Source organism: Chitinophaga sp., from assembly GCF_036569125.1.
GTDB lineage: Bacteria > Bacteroidota > Bacteroidia > Chitinophagales > Chitinophagaceae > Chitinophaga.
In genome coordinates, this window is record NZ_DATCRF010000587.1 from 1 (window position 1) to 16,372 (window position 16,372).

The window sequence follows — 16,372 nt, forward strand, 5'->3', positions numbered from 1 at the left end:
TTGTTTTGGTAGTAGCGCTCTGTGCGCAAATCTAAAGGCATTGATGCATTTAAATGTGAATACGCCGTTAATGTAAGCCAGAAACTTAGCCCCTCTTTTTATCTCCCATCATGCCAATTCTACTCCCGAAATGTTTGGGGAGGTGCAGGAACGACTGTGGATTTTATTCCACATTTTAAAGTAAGGCCTGATTCCACAGGTGATCCCTAATGCAATACCGCCGTGGTTGGAGTGATATTTGACTGGATAGCTTTTCCGTAGAGCAGTGAATTGTACCGGAAAAAAACTGACACAAATGAATAAAACTTTGCTTTTTGTTACAACTTTTCCGCCCCGTGAGTGTGGTATTGCAACTTTTGCCCAGGATCTGGTGAACGCACTGCAGAAGTCATTTGCAGAAAAGCTGGATATCAGCGTTTGCGCCCTGCTGGAAGCAGGCAGGTCTCAGGCGCCGGCGTACAAGGCGCCTGTAAAATATACGGTGGATCCGTTTGATATTGACAGCTGTATCACCTTTGCCCACCGGGTGAATGCGGATGACCAGATCGACCTGGTGTGTTTTGAGCATGAATTTGGCCTTTATGGTGGCGATTACGGGCATAATATGCTGGCCATGTTATCCCTGCTGGATAAACCTTTTGTAGTACGGTTCCATACCGTATTACCTTACCCGGACCCTAAATGCCTGAAAGTAGTGAGCATTATAGGCGCCCTGGCCAGCAAGATCATAGTAATGACGCAAACCTCGGCAGATATACTCCTTTCTACCTACCATCTGCCTGCACATAAGATCGTACATATACCGCATGGCGTGCATGCGCGTATTACAGAGAACGTGGCTGAGCTGAAAGAGCGGTATAACCTGCAGGGCAAAAAAGTGCTGACCACCTTCGGGCTGCTGAGTGAGAATAAGGGCCTTGAAACAGCCATCCGCGCTATGAAGCCTATTGCAGAACAGTTTCCGGATACCGTGTACCTTATACTGGGTAAAACTCACCCGGTGGTGCTGTCGCGGGAAGGAGAGCAATACCGGCAGCGCCTGCAGCAGCTGATAGCTGAGCTGGGATTGCAGCAGCATGTAAGATTTGTAAATAGCTACCTAAGCCTGGATAACCTGCTGGACTATCTTTCTTTAACAGATATTTACCTGTTCACCTCTAAAGATCCGCACCAGGCAGTGAGCGGCACCTTCTTATATGCCATGAGCGCCGGCTGCCCCATTGTAAGCACCTCCTTTTCCCAGGCCCGTGAAATGCTGGATGAGTGTTGTGGTTACCTGATAGATATGGGCAGTCATGAGCAGCTGGCTGAAAAAGCCATTCGCCTGCTGGGCGACCAGGAGCTGCGCCAGCAAATGAGCCGCAATGCCATCGAAAAAACACGCAACGCTATCTGGGAAAATGTAGCCATTGCGCATATGTCCATGTTTAAAGAAATTATGGCCGAAAAAGAGCTGCTGCTTCCCAGCCTGCCGCCCGCTTACCTGGATCACATTGACCGTATGACGGACGAATTTGGGATGATACAGTTTTGTAAGCACGATCAGCCCGACCCGGAATCCGGCTACACCCTGGACGACAATGCCCGTGCCCTTATAGCCATGAGTATGTACATCAGCACTGTAAAAGGCAGCAGCTTTGTAAACTCTCTTTGCCACAAATACCTTGATTTTATAGAGTATTGCCAGCAGCCGGATGGCCGCTTCCTGAACTATGTGAACATCCGCGGTTATTTTGACAGCGCTAATTATGAGGTGAACCTGGAAGATGCCAACGGGCGCGCTGTTTGGGCCCTGGGCTATTTACTGAGCCGGCATAATGAAATGCCCTCCCTGCTGGTGCAGCAGGCTAACCGTATATTGCAGCCCTGCCTTACCTGGCTGGAAACGCTTACTTCGCCACGGGCCATGGCATTTGCCATTAAGGGATTGTATTATTACATGCAATACCGGCCGGGCGGCATAGCAGAAGATATAATTAATACCTTAGCGGGCCGTTTATATAATATATATCAACAGGAGGCAGATGCACAGTGGAAGTGGTATGAGCCGTACCTGACCTACGGAAATGCCGTGCTGCCGGAAGCTATGATGATGGCTTACCAGGTAAGCGGTAATACCGGCTGGCTGCATACGGCAAAAGAAAGCCTGGAATTCCTGTGCAGCAAAACCTTTACGGATAATTACATGAAAGTGATCAATAACAGGACCTGGTATCACAAGAACACCACTCAGGATAATATTGCAAATACTTTGGATGGCGGGGAACAATCAATTGAAATAGCCTATACCATGCTTACCCTGCACACATTTTTCCGGGCCACGGGCAACCATGCCTACCTGGAAAAAATGCGTTTAGCGTTTAGTTGGTACCTGGGCAATAATCATTTAAAGCAACTGATATACAACCCGCTCACCTACGGCTGTTATGACGGTTTAGAAAAGAATAATGTCAATCAGAATCAGGGCGCCGAGTCGAGTGTTTGTTACCTGATAGCCAGGTTATTAATGGAACAATGGAATAAACACAAGTATGTTACAACACAGAAAACAGGGATTGAGTCTGGTGTCAGACTTAGTCTCAACTGAAACTATGAAAGGATCGTTTGTCCTTATAATTGATGATGAACCGGATATATGCAGGTTGTTGCAAATGAGTTTAGTTAGACTGGGTTATGACGTGAAATATGTGCATGAGCTGCGCGCCGGTTTACAGTGTATTCAAAGTCAGCAACCGGATATACTTTTTCTGGATATACACCTGCCGGATGGTTCCGGACTGGAAGCAATTTCTGTTTTCAAAAACAAATATCCAGCCTTAAAAGTGATCACGATCAGCGCATATGATAACGGCATGGAAAAGCAAACTGCACTCAGTGCAGGAGCCAGTTATTTTCTGGCCAAACCCTTTAGTGTAAAGAATGTAGACGAGTTGATGAAAGATGTTAAAAGTTAATCGTCTGCAAATTATTTCGTAACTTTAAAAGCTTATAGCCAACATCATACATACCATTATGAGAAATATAATGATCATAGATGATGAGATCAATATCTGTACTTTGTTAAGTAAATTTCTTGGCAAACACGGATTTAAAGTAGATACTACAATGTCGGGTAATGCAGCGTTGAAAATGATGAAGGAGAAGACCTATGACCTGGTACTATGTGATTATCGTCTCAAGGATACTGACGGTGCCCAGCTCCTGCAGGATATCCGCCAGTTAAATCCGCGTACCATCGTAATTATTATTACCGGGTATACGGATGTAAGGGTTGCAGTGGAAATGGTTAAGAATGGTGCTTATGACTATTTATCCAAACCACTGTACCCGGATGAGATCCTGAACCTGGTGCACAAAGCATTTGCGCACCTGGATGCAGAAAGTGAAAGAGAAGCCCTGCAGGCCGTTTCCCAGCCGCAAACCATAGCGGCTAACCGGGAGAATGGAAGCGCCGGCGCTAACGGCAAAGCGCCTGTTTCTGAAATGCTGGATAAAAGCAACAAGTATGTGTATGGAGAAAGCAGCGGTGCAACGGAACTGTTCCGCCAGATCAAGCTGGTAGCTCCAACAGACTATAGCGTGATCATTTTCGGGGAAACAGGTACCGGTAAGGAATCCGTAGCCCACCTGATCCACCATCACAGCAAACGCAGCTCACAGCCTTTTGTAGCGCTGGATTGCGGCAGCCTTTCAAAAGAGCTGGCCGCCAGTGAATTATTTGGTCATGAAAAAGGCGCTTTTACCGGCGCTATCAATACTAAGATTGGCGCCTTCGAACAGGCAACAGGCGGCACCCTTTTTCTGGATGAGGTATCCAACCTTTCTTACGACATACAGGTAGCGCTGCTGCGCGTAATACAGGAAAAAGTGATACGCCGCGTAGGCAGCCTGAAAGAGATACCCATTGATGTGCGCATCATCGTGGCCTCTAACGAAAAGCTGTCAGAATCCGTACAGCGCGGCCGTTTCCGGGAAGATCTGTTTCACCGCTTTAACGAATTCACCATTTACATACCACCGCTGCGTGAACGTAAGGAAGACCTGCAGCTGTTTGTAAATGCCTTTATTGGACAGGTGGAAAAAGAGCTGCAAAAGAATTGCGGTAAGATCACCCAGGAAGTATGGGAATGTTTCCAGAAATACAGCTGGCCGGGCAACATCCGTGAGCTGAAGAACGTAATACGCCGCGCATGCCTGCTTACGCCGGAGCACCAGGATATTACCATGAGCGCACTGCCGCTGGAAATGAAAGAGGCTTTTGTACAAAGCTATGAGGAGGATCCGGTGAGCGAGCTGGCGGCCATTGCCAATGAAAATGATCTTAAAACGGTAGCCTTACAGGCGGAGTATAACAAGATCATTAACGTGCTCAAAGAGGTTAAGTACAATAAAACCAAAGCTGCGCAGCTGCTGAATATAGACCGTAAAACACTGTATAACAAGCTGCGCCTGCTCAATATTAATTATTGAACACCCGGGTAATGAAAAAAGAGGAAACAAAGCAACAGTTGGGTGAGAACAAAAAAGGAGGAGTTGTTGGTTTTTTCGAACGCTTTTCCACGCAGGTAAGTAATGTTACAGGGTCAGTATGGGCCTTTGGTACTGCTTTGGGCATCATTATCATTTGGGCTGTTAGCGGGCCGGTATTTGGTTTTTCCGATACCTGGCAACTGGTAATTAATACCGGCACTACCATCATCACTTTCCTGATGGTGTTCGTGATCCAGAAATCGCAGAACAAGGAATCCAAATCGGTGCAGCTAAAGCTGAATGAGCTCATAGCCGCGAACCGCCAGGCCAGTAACCGGCTGATAGTGGCAGAGGACCTTACGGAAGAGGAGCTGGATGTGCTGCATAAATATTACTGCAAGCTGGCGGATGAAACTAAGGCGCGTATTAATATGAAAGAATCCCACTCTGTAGAGGAAGCTATAGAGAATACGGAGGAAAAGATCAAAGCACAATAAGCAAGGTCATTTACAGTATACTATAAAAAGAAAGGGCCGGTCACTGACCGGCCCTTTTGCATTGTGTTAGTTAGTGGGTAGGGTAATGCTGAACGTGGTGCCTTTACCGGGCTCACTGTCCACATGTATATTCCCCTTATGATTAATGATAATGTTCTGCGTGCTGGTTAAGCCCAAACCGCTGCCTTTGGGCTTGCTGGTAAAGAAGGGGTCAAACAGCTTGGCCTTCATATCTTCCGGTATCCCGGGCCCGTTATCGCTAACCTGTATCACTGCCCGGTCGTTATGGCGGGCGGTATAAATGTTCAGCTCTCCTTTGCCGGGCGTCATGGCCTCAATGGCGTTAATGATAATATTCAGCAGGGCTATTTCCACTTTCTCGGCATCGGCGGGTATCATTACATCCGGGTCAGAAAGGCGTTTGTCTACCCGGATCTCATTCAGCTGTAAACGGTCCTGCGCCAATGCCAGCGCTTTTTCCGTAAGCTCGTTAATGCCGTGCTGCTGCACATGCAGCTCTATCATGCGGGTGCTGTTCAGCAGCTCGGTGATCAGCTGGTTTATGCGTATGCAGTTACGTTCTATTATATCGGTATACAGCTGGCTGTCTTCCGTAACGCCGGGTTCCAGTTTAAACTGGCTTACTGCCAGTAAAATGTTGGTCAGGGGGTTACGTACCTCATGTGCAATTACGCGGGCTATACGGCCTGTAATTACAAATTTTTGCTGCTGTTGTTTTTCCTGCTCCTCTTTTTTCTTTTCCGTAATATCCTGTACTACGCACAAAAAGATCTGGGCGGCGGCGTCCAGCATTACGGCATTTACCATTACATCCAGCTTTTTGCCGGCGCTGTTCACAAAGTTATATTCGGCAGGCCCGCAGCCGTCTTCCCCGCAGATCTGGTCAAAGAAATGCCGGTACTGCTCCTCAAACAGGAACAGGTCTTTCAGGTTCATTGCCAGCATTTCTTCGCGGGTGTATTGCAGGGTTCTGCAGGAGGCGGGGTTGGCGTCAATGATGTTCTTATCACAGTCGGCCAGTATGATCAGGTCATGTGCTTTTTCAAACACACCATAATACTTTTTCTCACTTTCCGCCAGGGTGCGCAGGTGGTTCATTTCATCCAGCGCGTAGCGGATGGAGCGTTCCAGCAGGTCGCCGCTGATCTCTCCTTTTACCAGGTAATCGGAGGCGCCGGCCATCATAGCCTCTTTATCGATCGTATAATCTCCTTTACCGGTAAGCATGATCACGGGCGCCTTATACCCGATCTGCTGGAAATAGTGCAGCATATCAATACCGGTATAAGGTCCCAGGCGGTAATCCACCAGGTAAATATCATGTGCCTTGCGGCTGATCTGCTCCTGCCCCTGCGCGTAGGTGGAGGCCCAGTTCAGCTGGTACTGGCCGGGGGATATGTCCTGTAACAGCTCGTTCACCAGGAAAAAATCATCCTCGTCATCATCAATCATCAAAATGTGTATGGGCTGGTCCGTCATGATCGTGTCTGAATAGTTTGGCAAGTGTATAAATTTTGTGTCTGGAACAACCGTCTTCAGCAGTAGAAGTGGTCCGCATCATTTCCCGCAATTAAAGTGCTAAACTTTCCGGTAAGGCAGCGGCAGGTCACTTTTTTTGTTTAACTGGCAAAATTATTACAAAAGCGGCACCTTTGCCCGGGTAGCCATAAGCCATAATGTACCCCTGGTGGCTGTCTACTATCTTTTTACAAATGGCCAGCCCAATGCCGGTACCGGAGTACTCGCTGATGCCGTGCAGGCGCTGGAAAATAAGGAAGATCCGTTCCGCATAATCCGGGTCAAAGCCAATCCCGTTATCCTCAATACAAATACGGCAAAAGGTTTCATCCCAGCGGTTCTCCTTTACAATGTTGATCTCTTTGCCTTTCAGCAGCTGGTAGCTGATGTTGATCTCCAGCTGCCGTTCTTCCTGTGAAAATTTAATAGCGTTGGTAAGTATGTTCTGGAACAGCTGCTGAAAGTTGGTAATGTTCCCTTCTATGATGGGTAGCTGGGTGCTGTGTACTACGGCGTTCTTTTCCTGTAACGCTACTTCCAGGTCGCTTAGTACATTTTGCAGCAGGGCGCTCATATCAACTTCCGTAATGCTTTCCGGGGCTACGCGCCCGGCCCGGGAAAATAACAGCAGGTCATTGATCAGGATCCGCATACGGCCTACCGCTACTATCATACGGTCAATAAGCTGGGAGGCATCCGGGGGCAGCTGGTCTTTATACTTTACCTGCAGCCGGTCGCTGAAGGTGGATATTTTGCGCAAAGGTTCCTGCAGGTCATGTGAGGCTACATAGGCAAATTGTTCCAGCTCCTGGTTGCTTTTGTTCAGCAGCTGTATGTTCTGCTGCAGGTCGCGCTGGTAAGATTTCAATTTGGATTCAATATGCAGCTGCAGCTTAAATTCCTTGGTTAAGGTAATGTAAGAATAGAGGCCGATCAGAATGGCTACGATAGAAGAAATAAAGATCACCGGTATCCACAGGCTGGAGAAGAAGTGGAACAGCTCTGTTTTTTCATGCAGCTGGGCATCTTCTATCTGCATCATGTCCTCTACCACATGCTCTATACGGTCCATTATTTTTTCGCCTTCTGTTACAGACAGCCGCTCTATACGCGGGCTGCCGGAGCTAACACCGGCCTGCAGCTGCTGGTATTTAACAGCCAGCAGCGCCTTAAGCGTATCCATATGCTGCTCCTGCTTATGGCTGTCAATTACAATACTGCGCAGCGCTTCATATTCTTTCTGAAGATTGTTGCTTCTTTCCTGCATATCAGGGTGCAGGAAAGAGCTGTCGTTTGTAAGGCTGAAACCTCTTATGGCAGCTTCCGCATCCTTCAGCTGCTTGATAATTGTTTCCAGTCTTTTGGATACTTCTATTGTATGGTTCAGTCTGCCCGCATTATCCAGCAGGTTCTTTGTTACCAGGTAGGAAAAGAACGATGCAGCAATGATAACGGAGAAAGCTATAAAAAAGCCGAGTCTTATTTTTCTTTGTACAGGATTGTGCATTGGTTCAAATAAGGGACTTCCGAAGTTATTTAATTTAACGCATCTGCCTCTAAAAAATTTGTTAAATGATCTCTTACAGATTTACGTGCAAGATTTTCTACATTATGAAAAGCAAATTCTACAGGATTGACGCGACTTTCAGCCGATTTTAAATGGTGTTTATCTCTTACGCCTATAGGTAATTGTATTACGCTACTATGGAATGAACTTTGATTTCTTTTTGTTACTGTTAACTTTTTATACTGTACAAATATTCTTTCACCAAAACATCAAAGCCATGAAACAGCAACCGGATAAGGGTAATGAAAACAACCCTTCGCAACAGCAACCTGGCACTGAGCAACCTGATAAAAAGCCTGCTACACCGGGACAACAATCACCCAATAAACAGGATATTCCTGATGATGTACCTGAAAGGGAAATAAAACATACCCCTGCTGATCCGCAAAACGAAGAACAGGGTAAATAACATATAACACCAAGTATTCTAACACTAACTATTTCATCATTCTTAAAATCTTATAAAAATGGCTGGTACAACTAAAGCATCCTCCAAAACTACCTCAAAGACCTCCGCCGCTAAGAACAAGAGCAATAGCGAGCCTTCTAAATTTCAGCAGCTGTTCATGGATGAGCTGAAAGATATTTACTGGGCAGAAAAAAACCTGGTAAAATCATTACCCAAAATGCAAAAAGCTGCCACTTCTGAAGAACTGGCCAATGCCATTGCAGAACATGTGGAAGTAACAAAAGGCCATGTAAGCCGCCTGGAACAGGTGTTTGAAATGCTGGGCGCAAAAGCGGTAGCTAAAAAATGCCCGGCTATGGAAGGTTTAATAGCAGAAGGACAGGAAGTAGTAAGCGATACAGAAGAAGATACTGCAGTGCGTGATGCGGGTATTATTGTGTGCTCACAGAAAATTGAGCACTATGAAATAGCCGCTTATGGCAGCCTGCGTACACTGGCTAACAGGATGGGGCAAAGCGAAATCGCTTCTTTGCTGGAACAAACCCTGGAAGAAGAAAAAGAAACAGACCAGACGCTGACACAAATAGCAGAATCTTCTGTAAATGAAGAAGCTGCTGCTGAATAAACAACAACATCATTTATTGTTACGGAAACCTACGAAGGCCTCTGCATACCGCTGGAGGCCTTTTTAAATTGTTAAGTCGTAATTCATGATCGAGCACGTTAACTATATCCACGATCATTGCCTGGCAAACGGCCTTACAGTGGCAGTAGCGGAAAGTGTAACCGCAGGGCAGCTACAGCTGAATCTTAGCCGGGCCACCAATGCTTCAGAGTTCTTCCAGGGCGGTATTACCGCCTATAACACCGGGCAAAAAGTAAAGCATTTGCAGGTTGAGCCTATTCATGCGCTGGACTGTAATGCTGTATCACAGCAGGTAGCCATACAAATGGCCCTGGGCGTTTGCACCCTGTTTAACAGTACGGTGGGTATTGCTGCTACCGGTTATGCCACCCCTGAACCGGCGCTGGGCGTTAATACCCTGTATGCTTACTATGCTATAACCTGCAAAGGGCTGGTGCTGGCTGCCGGCAAAATTGTACCTGTTGCAAAAGACCCTGAAGAGGTGATGCAGGAATACGCACAGAAGATCATTGACGCCTGCTGCCGCCATTTTAAGGAACGGGAGTTAATTAATAATGAATAATTAATAAGAGTAGCAGCAGTAAGATAAGCGGGCTTTACTATTAGTTATTCTTTTTCAGTACTAATCAGTATTAATCGGAAAATGGAGAATGAGGAAGCGCTGTTAACAGCCAAAGCCGCACGGCTGCGATATGTAACTACAGATATGCCCGGTATTAGCCGTGTTAAAAATGGTAACGGCGTATTTTATACGGATGCAAAGGGAGAGAAGGTCACAGATGAAGCCATACTGGAACGCATCCGTAAGCTTGTGCTGCCACCAGCCTGGGAGCAGGTATGGATCTGCCCTTATGAGAACGGTCACCTGCAGGCCATAGGCGTGGATACCAAAGGCCGCCGCCAATACCGCTACCATACCACCTGGCAGCAGGTGCGTAATGAAACCAAGTACGACCGGCTTCAACATTTTGGGGAAAAACTACCTCAGATACGCAAACGTATTAAAGCAGGGCTGCGTAAAAGGGACATGAATAAAGAGAAGGTGTTATCCATTGCCCTTAGCGTACTGCAGGAAACCTGGATCCGCGTAGGCAATGCTTCTTACGAGAAATTATATGGCTCCTACGGCCTTACCACCCTGCGCAACCAGCATGTGAAAATTAACGGTAACACCCTGTTCTTTCACTTTAAGGGGAAAAAGGGTGTGGAGCAGAAGATCACCATCAAACATTCTTCCCTTGCTAAATTATTGAAGAAGGTGCGGGAAATACCAGGGCAGGAGCTGTTCCAGTATTATGATGAGAATGGCGAGCATAAAAGCCTGGGCTCGGGCGACATTAACGACTTCCTGAAAGAGTGTACGGATGAGGATTTTACCTGCAAGGATTTCCGCACCTGGGCCGGCAGCGTGCATGCTTTGAACATGCTGGCCGATATGGAGCCTTTTGATACAGCTACTGCCTGTAAACGGAATATTGTAAGCGTAATGGATGGGGTGGCCGGTAAGCTGGGTAATACGCGGGCGGTGTGTAAAAAATATTATGTGCACCCGCGTTTGTTAATTGCCTATGAGGAGGGGAAGCTGGAGCCTTATATGCGGCAGGTGCGGGAAAGCCGCAATAAAGCCGGGAAAGGGGAGCTGCACAACGATGAAAAAGTGCTGCTGAAATTCCTGAAAAAAAGCTGATGTGCTAATGAAACATCTTTAACTGCCCGTTATTGTTCATTAGCACATCAGCAAATTATCTGCAATCAGATCAGATCTGTTCCTCCCTGTCTTCTACCGGGATCTTTTTAATAAAATCGTCAAAGCCGCTTTCTTCGTGAGAGCTATACACTCCATAAGCATCCAGCACAAATCCTTTTTCACCTTCCGCATCTTCCATTAAGTATAAAATGTTGGAATCTGCAGGGTCGGATTCTCCTTCAAAACGGAATGTTTTAACAATCTTCAGATCTTCCGGGTTAAATACCTTCTTACTTTCTGTTGATTGCATTCTGCCATGGTCACTCATTTTAAATTCATGATCATAGCCCTTATGTCGCATTTTTTCCATGACCTGGGACAGCGTGGTCATTTCACCTGGTTTCTCTTGCATAAAAAAGGGAATTTGGTTCCAGGAGTAAAAGTCAAAAGTTATGCCACCGGTCCTTTTCCCCTGCCACTATGGTACTATTTGTGTTATAGTCTTTTTACAAATAATTAATACTATGAGATCAATTTGGTCAGGATCAATTGGTTTCGGGCTGGTAAATATCCCGGTTAAATTATACAGCGCTGTGCAGGACAGCCGGCTGGACCTGGATATGCTGGATAAAAAGAACCACGCCCGTATTAAATTCCAGCGCATTAATGAAGATACCGGCAAAGAGGTGCCCTGGGAACAAATCGTGAAAGGTTATTTGTATAACGATGAGTATGTGATTCTGGAAGATGAGGATTTTGAAGAAGCCAGTCCTAAAAAAAGTAAGATCATAGAAATAGAGGCCTTTGTGATGGAGGATGAAATAGACGATATCTATTTTGAAACGCCTTACTTCATTGAGCCGGATAAAGCAGGGGTAAAGGCTTACGAGCTGCTGCTGAAAACCTTGCAAAAAACAAAGAAAACAGGGCTAAGCCGTTTTGTGCTGCGCTCTAAAGAACACCTGGCAGTAGTGCGCGCGAGAGATAATTACCTGCTGCTGCAGCAGCTGCGTTTTGAGCAGGAGCTCCGGTCACCCGAAGAGCTAACCCTGCCGGATGCCCGCACCAAGGTGAGTAAAAGAGAGCTGGACATGGCCGAAGCGCTGGTGAAACAATACAGCACCAAGTTTGACATTAGTCAGTATAAGGATGAGTATACGGCCGAACTAATGAAGATCATTAAAGCCAAGGCCAGCGGCAAACGCCGTACAGTGAAGAAAATGAAGGTGGTGCATACTAAAAGCACCGACCTGTTTAGCCAGCTGAAAGCTAGCCTGGGCAATGGAAGTACTGGTAAAAAACGGGCCTCATGAGTAGTTTAAGCACGTACAATAAAAAACGGGATTTTAAGCAAACCAGCGAGCCTACGGGCGGCAAGGCGGCAAAGGGCCGGCATATTTTTGTGATACAGCGTCACCACGCCTCCCGCATACATTACGATTTCAGGCTGGAAGTAGCCGGGGTATTAAAAAGCTGGGCAGTACCTAAAGGCCCCTCTTTAAACCCTGCTGATAAAAGACTGGCCATGCAGGTAGAAGACCATCCGTATGACTATAAAGATTTTGAGGGCACCATACCCAAGGGTAATTACGGAGCAGGCACTGTGTACGTATGGGACAAAGGCAGCTATGAGCTGTTACATGGCGATGGTAAAAATTTTGACAAGGTAGCCCTGCAAGAAATTAAAGAGGGTAACCTAAAAATAAAGATGAAGGGCAAAAAGCTGAAAGGCGAATTTGCGCTGGTGAAAATGAAAGGCAGGGAAGATAATTCCTGGTTACTATTAAAACATAAGGATGATTACGCAGTAAAAGAGGAATATAACAGTGAGGACTATACGCCGAAGAGAGTAATTGAGCAGGGATTGAAGTTTAAGGAGCAGGAAAAAGGCGGCAGCAGTGCCCGCAGGAAAGTGGCAACTACCGAAAAACGCAGTACTGCTAAGCGCAGCAGCACCGCCGCAGCGCAAAGCGGTGTTAAAAAAAAAGCGCTCGCCGCACCCAAAACAAACACACCTCAAACAAAAGTAAAAGCCGCTCCTGAAAAAATGTATAAGCCTACCATGGCTACCCTGGTGGAGGCCCCTTTTAGCCGGGAAGGCTGGTTGTTTGAGCCCAAGTGGGATGGCTACCGCGCCATTGCTGATGTGCGGAATGGTAAGGCGGACCTGTATTCCCGTAATCATCTTTCTTTTAACAAAGATTATCCCCCCATTGTAAAGGCCGTAGAGAAAATTTCGCACAATGTGGTACTGGATGGAGAAGTAGTAGTGCTGGACAGTAAAGGCAATACCAACTTCCAGGCTTTGCAGAACTACAAAAATACTACTAATACCGGCAAGCTCACGTACGTTGTTTTTGACCTGCTGAACCTGGATGGGCAGGATCTGCGGGAGATGCCCTTAATACAACGTAAAGAGCTGTTAGCGGAAGTGGTAAAGCAGCTGAATGACCCGGCCGTGATCTATTCGGATCATATACTAACAAACGGTGAAAAGCTATATGAAAAAGCCCGCAGCAAACAATGGGAAGGCATTATAGCCAAAAAGGCGGATAGTGTGTATGAAGAAGACCGCCGTACCATGAACTGGCTAAAAATGAAGGTGCTGAATGAGCAGGAAACTATTATTTGCGGTTACACGGCGCCGCGCGGCAGCCGTAAAAAGCTGGGGGCGCTGGTGCTGGGCGTGCTGGATGATAAAGGCGCCCTGCGGTATGTAGGGCATTGTGGCGGCGGTTTAAACGGAGAGCTCATAGATATGCTGTATGATAAGCTGCAGCCGCTGCAGCAAAAAACACCGGTGTTCAAAGAAAAAATAAAAACCAATATGCCGGTCACCTGGGTAAAACCGGAGCTGGTATGCCAGATAAAGTTTTCATCATGGACAGAAGGAGGCCACCTGCGGCAACCTATATTCATGGGCCTGCGAAAGGATAAGCCGGTGAAGGAAGTAAAAAGGGAAACTGCAAAACCATTACAAATGGCTACTACTGCAAACCGCAAAACAAAGGCACCCGCTGCTGCAAAAGCAAGTGCTGCGAAAGCCGGTGGCGCAAAATCTACTGCTGCAAAAAGTAAGACTGCTGCAAAGGCAGCTCCTGCTGTGCAGCATGAAAAAGAGCGCACATTAAAGCTGAATGGTAAAGACGTAACGCTTACGAACCAACAGAAAATTTACTGGCCGGATGAAAAGATCACCAAAGGCCAGCTGGTTGACTATTACCTGGCTGTTGCAAAATATTTGCTGCCCTACCTGAAAGACCGGCCTATGAGCCTGCACCGTTTTCCCAACGGTATTAAGGGCAGCAGCTTTTACCAGAAAGATATTGATCTTGAAACCACACCGGACTGGATCAAGACCATTCCATTGCATGCCGCCTCCACCGGGAAGGATGTGGATTACCTGCTGTGTAATAATGAGGCTACGCTGGCTTATATGATCAACCTGGGGTGTATTGAGGTAAATCCCTGGCTATCCCGGGTAAACCGCCTGGATAACCCGGATTACGTGGTAATGGACCTGGATCCGGAGGACATTGGTTTTAAAGCGGTGATCGAAACAGCCCTGTGTATTAAAGAAATACTGGACCAGCTGAAAGTAACCGGCTTTTGTAAAACCTCCGGTGCATCCGGCCTGCACATTTACATTCCCACCGCTGCTAAATATGAGTATGAGACCTGCCGCCTGTTTGCAGAATTTATTGCGCGGCAAACCAATCAGCAGCTGCCGGGTATTACCAGTGTGGTAAGGGCAAAATCGGCCCGTAAGAAAAAGGTGTATGTAGATTTTCTGCAGAACAGCCGCGGGCAAACCATAGCCGCACCTTACGCTGTACGCCCCAAACCGGGAGCCACCGTATCCGCGCCGTTGCTGTGGGAAGAAGTGAATGATCAGCTGCAGATCTCAGATTTTACCATGCACAATATGTTGGCGCGGCTGGAAGAAAAAGGGGATCTGTGGCAGCCTACGCAGCAGGTAAAGAATGATCTGAAAAAGGTGATCCAACAAATAGAAATGGCGGAGTGAAAGCCCCAATGCTAAAAGCTAAATGCTAAACGCCAAATGCTCGCTGTATTTTAGCAGTAAGCATCCCGCGTTTAGCATTCAATTACGAATTACCTTTGCGCTATGCCTAAAGGTAATATTCTTGTTATTGACGATGAGGAGCAGCTGCGTAAGCTGCTCAGCCGTTTACTAGCATTGGAAGGTTATACGCTGTATGAAGCCGGCAATGCCCGTACCGCTCAAAAGCTGCTGGAAAAAGAGGAGATCCAGGTTATACTATCCGACGTAAAGCTTCCCGATGGCAATGGCGTAGACCTTGCCCATACTATTAAAACCGCCCACCCGGATACCGAGATCATTGTATTAACTGCCTACGGCAATATTGCAGATGGTGTACAGGCCATTAAGAACGGCGCCTTTGATTATATTACCAAGGGCGATGATAATAATAAAATACTGCCGCTGGTAAGTAAAGCCATGGACAAGGCTTTGCTGCAGTTCCGCGTACGGGAGCTGGAAAAAAAGATCGGCAGCAAATATAGCTTTGAAAATATTATAGGCCGGTCGCCGGCTGTTAAAGCTGCCATAACACTGGCCGAAAAAGTAGCCCCCGCAGATATTACCGTATTGTTGTTAGGCGAAACCGGCGCCGGTAAGGAAGTATTTGCCCAGGCCATACACCAGGGCAGCAGGCGTAAGCAGCAGCCTTTTGTAGCAGTGAACTGCAGCGCTTTTGGTAAGGAGCTGCTGGAAAGTGAATTGTTTGGTTATGTAGCAGGCGCCTTTACCGGCGCTGCCAAAGACCGGAAAGGATTTTTTGAGGAAGCGCGCGGCGGCACCATTTTCCTGGATGAGATAGGGGAAATGCCGGTGGAGCTGCAGGCCAAGCTGCTGCGGGTGCTGGAAACCCAGGAGTTTTACCGGGTAGGAGAGGCTGTACCCACTAAAACGGATGTACGTATTATTGCCGCTACCAACCGTAACCTGGAAACAGAGATCAGTAACGGGCATTTCCGGGCCGACCTGTTCTACCGCCTTTCCGCTTTCCAGGTGCAGCTGCCTTCCCTGAACCAACGCAAGGAGGATATTCCTGAACTGGCCATGTGGTTTATACAGCAGCTGGGGCCTAAGCTTAATAAACGCGTAAGCGGCATGACGCCTGCCTTTTTACAGGCGCTGCAACAGCATACCTGGAAAGGGAATATACGTGAGCTGCGTAATGTAATAGAGCGCGCTGTAATACTAACGGATACGGATATGCTGGATGCAGCCGTGCTTCCCCTTGACTTTTTATGGAACCAGCAAGGCAGCGACCCTGCTTCCCTGAGCCTGGCCGGCATGGAAAAACAGCACATCTTAAAAGTGCTGGCTTATACAAAAGGCAATAAGACCAAAGCGGCTGAATTAATGGAAATAGGGTTAACTACCTTATACAATAAGATCAAAGAATACGGCATTTAAAGCCACCAGCCTAATAACAGGCAGGCCAGTACAATAAAGGGAGAAGGCAGCTGCGTCATACTCAGAATAGCCAGCGTGGCGGCCATGATC

14 protein-coding genes are annotated in these 16,372 nt (G+C 47.1%); 11 read left to right on the plus strand and 3 right to left on the minus strand.

Annotation, left to right across the window (positions count from 1 at the left end):
- Positions 1–295 precede the first annotated feature (295 nt).
- Genes VIM87_RS21925 through VIM87_RS21940 form a run of 4 tightly spaced genes read left to right on the plus strand, consistent with a single transcriptional unit; the run spans position 296 to position 4,967 of the window.
- Positions 296–2,587, plus strand: a complete 2,292-nt coding sequence (locus VIM87_RS21925) for a glycosyltransferase (protein ID WP_331999077.1) — start codon at positions 296–298, stop codon at positions 2,585–2,587.
- 4 nt (positions 2,588–2,591) lie between these two features.
- The gene (locus VIM87_RS21930) at positions 2,592–2,954 is read left to right on the plus strand and encodes a response regulator (RefSeq protein WP_331999078.1); all 363 of its coding nucleotides are present in this window, start codon (positions 2,592–2,594) and stop codon (positions 2,952–2,954) included.
- 58 nt (positions 2,955–3,012) lie between these two features.
- Positions 3,013–4,470, plus strand: coding sequence for a sigma-54 dependent transcriptional regulator (locus tag VIM87_RS21935; protein WP_331999079.1), 1,458 nt, complete (start codon positions 3,013–3,015; stop codon positions 4,468–4,470).
- 11 nt (positions 4,471–4,481) lie between these two features.
- Positions 4,482–4,967, plus strand: a complete 486-nt coding sequence (locus VIM87_RS21940; RefSeq protein ID WP_331999080.1) for a low affinity iron permease family protein — start codon at positions 4,482–4,484, stop codon at positions 4,965–4,967.
- A 66-nt stretch (positions 4,968–5,033) separates the two neighbouring features.
- Here the strand turns inward: VIM87_RS21940 and VIM87_RS21945 are convergent, their stop codons facing one another.
- Positions 5,034–6,491 carry a hybrid sensor histidine kinase/response regulator gene (locus VIM87_RS21945; protein WP_331999081.1) on the minus strand — a complete coding sequence of 486 codons (1,458 nt, stop codon included), beginning with the start codon at positions 6,489–6,491 and terminating at the stop codon, positions 5,034–5,036.
- Positions 6,492–6,594: 103 nt separating this feature from the next.
- Complete coding sequence (locus VIM87_RS21950) at positions 6,595–8,013, minus strand: sensor histidine kinase (RefSeq protein WP_331999082.1); 1,419 nt, start codon at positions 8,011–8,013, stop codon at positions 6,595–6,597.
- Between the two features lie 277 nt (positions 8,014–8,290).
- Here VIM87_RS21950 and VIM87_RS21955 point away from each other — a divergent pair, with 277 nt between their 5' ends.
- The 4 genes from VIM87_RS21955 to VIM87_RS21970 all read left to right on the plus strand — a co-directional run bounded on the left by VIM87_RS21955 (position 8,291) and on the right by VIM87_RS21970 (position 10,815).
- The gene (locus VIM87_RS21955; protein WP_331999083.1) at positions 8,291–8,482 is read left to right on the plus strand and encodes a hypothetical protein; all 192 of its coding nucleotides are present in this window, start codon (positions 8,291–8,293) and stop codon (positions 8,480–8,482) included.
- Between the two features lie 58 nt (positions 8,483–8,540).
- Complete coding sequence (locus tag VIM87_RS21960; protein ID WP_331999084.1) at positions 8,541–9,107, plus strand: ferritin-like domain-containing protein; 567 nt, start codon at positions 8,541–8,543, stop codon at positions 9,105–9,107.
- A gap of 85 nt (positions 9,108–9,192) precedes the next feature.
- Positions 9,193–9,690: a nicotinamide-nucleotide amidohydrolase family protein gene (locus tag VIM87_RS21965; RefSeq protein WP_331999085.1), complete on the plus strand. Its 498-nt coding sequence runs from the start codon at positions 9,193–9,195 to the stop codon at positions 9,688–9,690.
- 81 nt (positions 9,691–9,771) lie between these two features.
- The gene (locus VIM87_RS21970) at positions 9,772–10,815 is read left to right on the plus strand and encodes a DNA topoisomerase IB (RefSeq protein ID WP_331999086.1); all 1,044 of its coding nucleotides are present in this window, start codon (positions 9,772–9,774) and stop codon (positions 10,813–10,815) included.
- A 70-nt stretch (positions 10,816–10,885) separates the two neighbouring features.
- Here the strand turns inward: VIM87_RS21970 and VIM87_RS21975 are convergent, their stop codons facing one another.
- Positions 10,886–11,227, minus strand: coding sequence for a hypothetical protein (locus tag VIM87_RS21975; protein WP_331999087.1), 342 nt, complete (start codon positions 11,225–11,227; stop codon positions 10,886–10,888).
- A 112-nt stretch (positions 11,228–11,339) separates the two neighbouring features.
- Here VIM87_RS21975 and VIM87_RS21980 point away from each other — a divergent pair, with 112 nt between their 5' ends.
- The 3 genes from VIM87_RS21980 (at position 11,340) to VIM87_RS21990 (ending at position 16,282) form a co-directional block, all read left to right on the plus strand.
- Positions 11,340–12,128: a Ku protein gene (locus VIM87_RS21980; protein ID WP_331999088.1), complete on the plus strand. Its 789-nt coding sequence runs from the start codon at positions 11,340–11,342 to the stop codon at positions 12,126–12,128.
- A complete protein-coding gene (gene ligD, locus VIM87_RS21985) occupies positions 12,125–14,842 on the plus strand; it encodes a DNA ligase D (protein ID WP_331999089.1) in 2,718 nt (905 codons plus the stop codon). Before VIM87_RS21980 ends, ligD begins: the two co-directional genes overlap by 4 nt.
- Before the next feature lie 102 nt (positions 14,843–14,944).
- Positions 14,945–16,282: a sigma-54 dependent transcriptional regulator gene (locus tag VIM87_RS21990; protein ID WP_331999090.1), complete on the plus strand. Its 1,338-nt coding sequence runs from the start codon at positions 14,945–14,947 to the stop codon at positions 16,280–16,282.
- Positions 16,283–16,372: the final 90 nt, after the last annotated feature.

Excerpts from the sequence above, each read along its gene's own strand:
- VIM87_RS21965 (WP_331999085.1), top strand. The coding sequence starts at position 9,193 with ATGATCGAGCACGTTAACTATATCCACGATCATTGCCTGGCAAACGGC.
- ligD (WP_331999089.1), top strand. The coding sequence starts at position 12,125 with ATGAGTAGTTTAAGCACGTACAATAAAAAACGGGATTTTAAGCAAACC.
- VIM87_RS21940 (WP_331999080.1), top strand. The coding sequence starts at position 4,482 with ATGAAAAAAGAGGAAACAAAGCAACAGTTGGGTGAGAACAAAAAAGGA.
- VIM87_RS21950 (WP_331999082.1), bottom strand. The coding sequence starts at position 8,013 with ATGCACAATCCTGTACAAAGAAAAATAAGACTCGGCTTTTTTATAGCT.
- VIM87_RS21960 (WP_331999084.1), top strand. The coding sequence starts at position 8,541 with ATGGCTGGTACAACTAAAGCATCCTCCAAAACTACCTCAAAGACCTCC.
- VIM87_RS21930 (WP_331999078.1), top strand. The coding sequence starts at position 2,592 with ATGAAAGGATCGTTTGTCCTTATAATTGATGATGAACCGGATATATGC.
- VIM87_RS21975 (WP_331999087.1), bottom strand. The coding sequence starts at position 11,227 with ATGCAAGAGAAACCAGGTGAAATGACCACGCTGTCCCAGGTCATGGAA.
- VIM87_RS21980 (WP_331999088.1), top strand. The coding sequence starts at position 11,340 with ATGAGATCAATTTGGTCAGGATCAATTGGTTTCGGGCTGGTAAATATC.
- VIM87_RS21970 (WP_331999086.1), top strand. The coding sequence starts at position 9,772 with ATGGAGAATGAGGAAGCGCTGTTAACAGCCAAAGCCGCACGGCTGCGA.
- VIM87_RS21955 (WP_331999083.1), top strand. The coding sequence starts at position 8,291 with ATGAAACAGCAACCGGATAAGGGTAATGAAAACAACCCTTCGCAACAG.
- VIM87_RS21990 (WP_331999090.1), top strand. The coding sequence starts at position 14,945 with ATGCCTAAAGGTAATATTCTTGTTATTGACGATGAGGAGCAGCTGCGT.
- VIM87_RS21925 (WP_331999077.1), top strand. The coding sequence starts at position 296 with ATGAATAAAACTTTGCTTTTTGTTACAACTTTTCCGCCCCGTGAGTGT.
- VIM87_RS21935 (WP_331999079.1), top strand. The coding sequence starts at position 3,013 with ATGAGAAATATAATGATCATAGATGATGAGATCAATATCTGTACTTTG.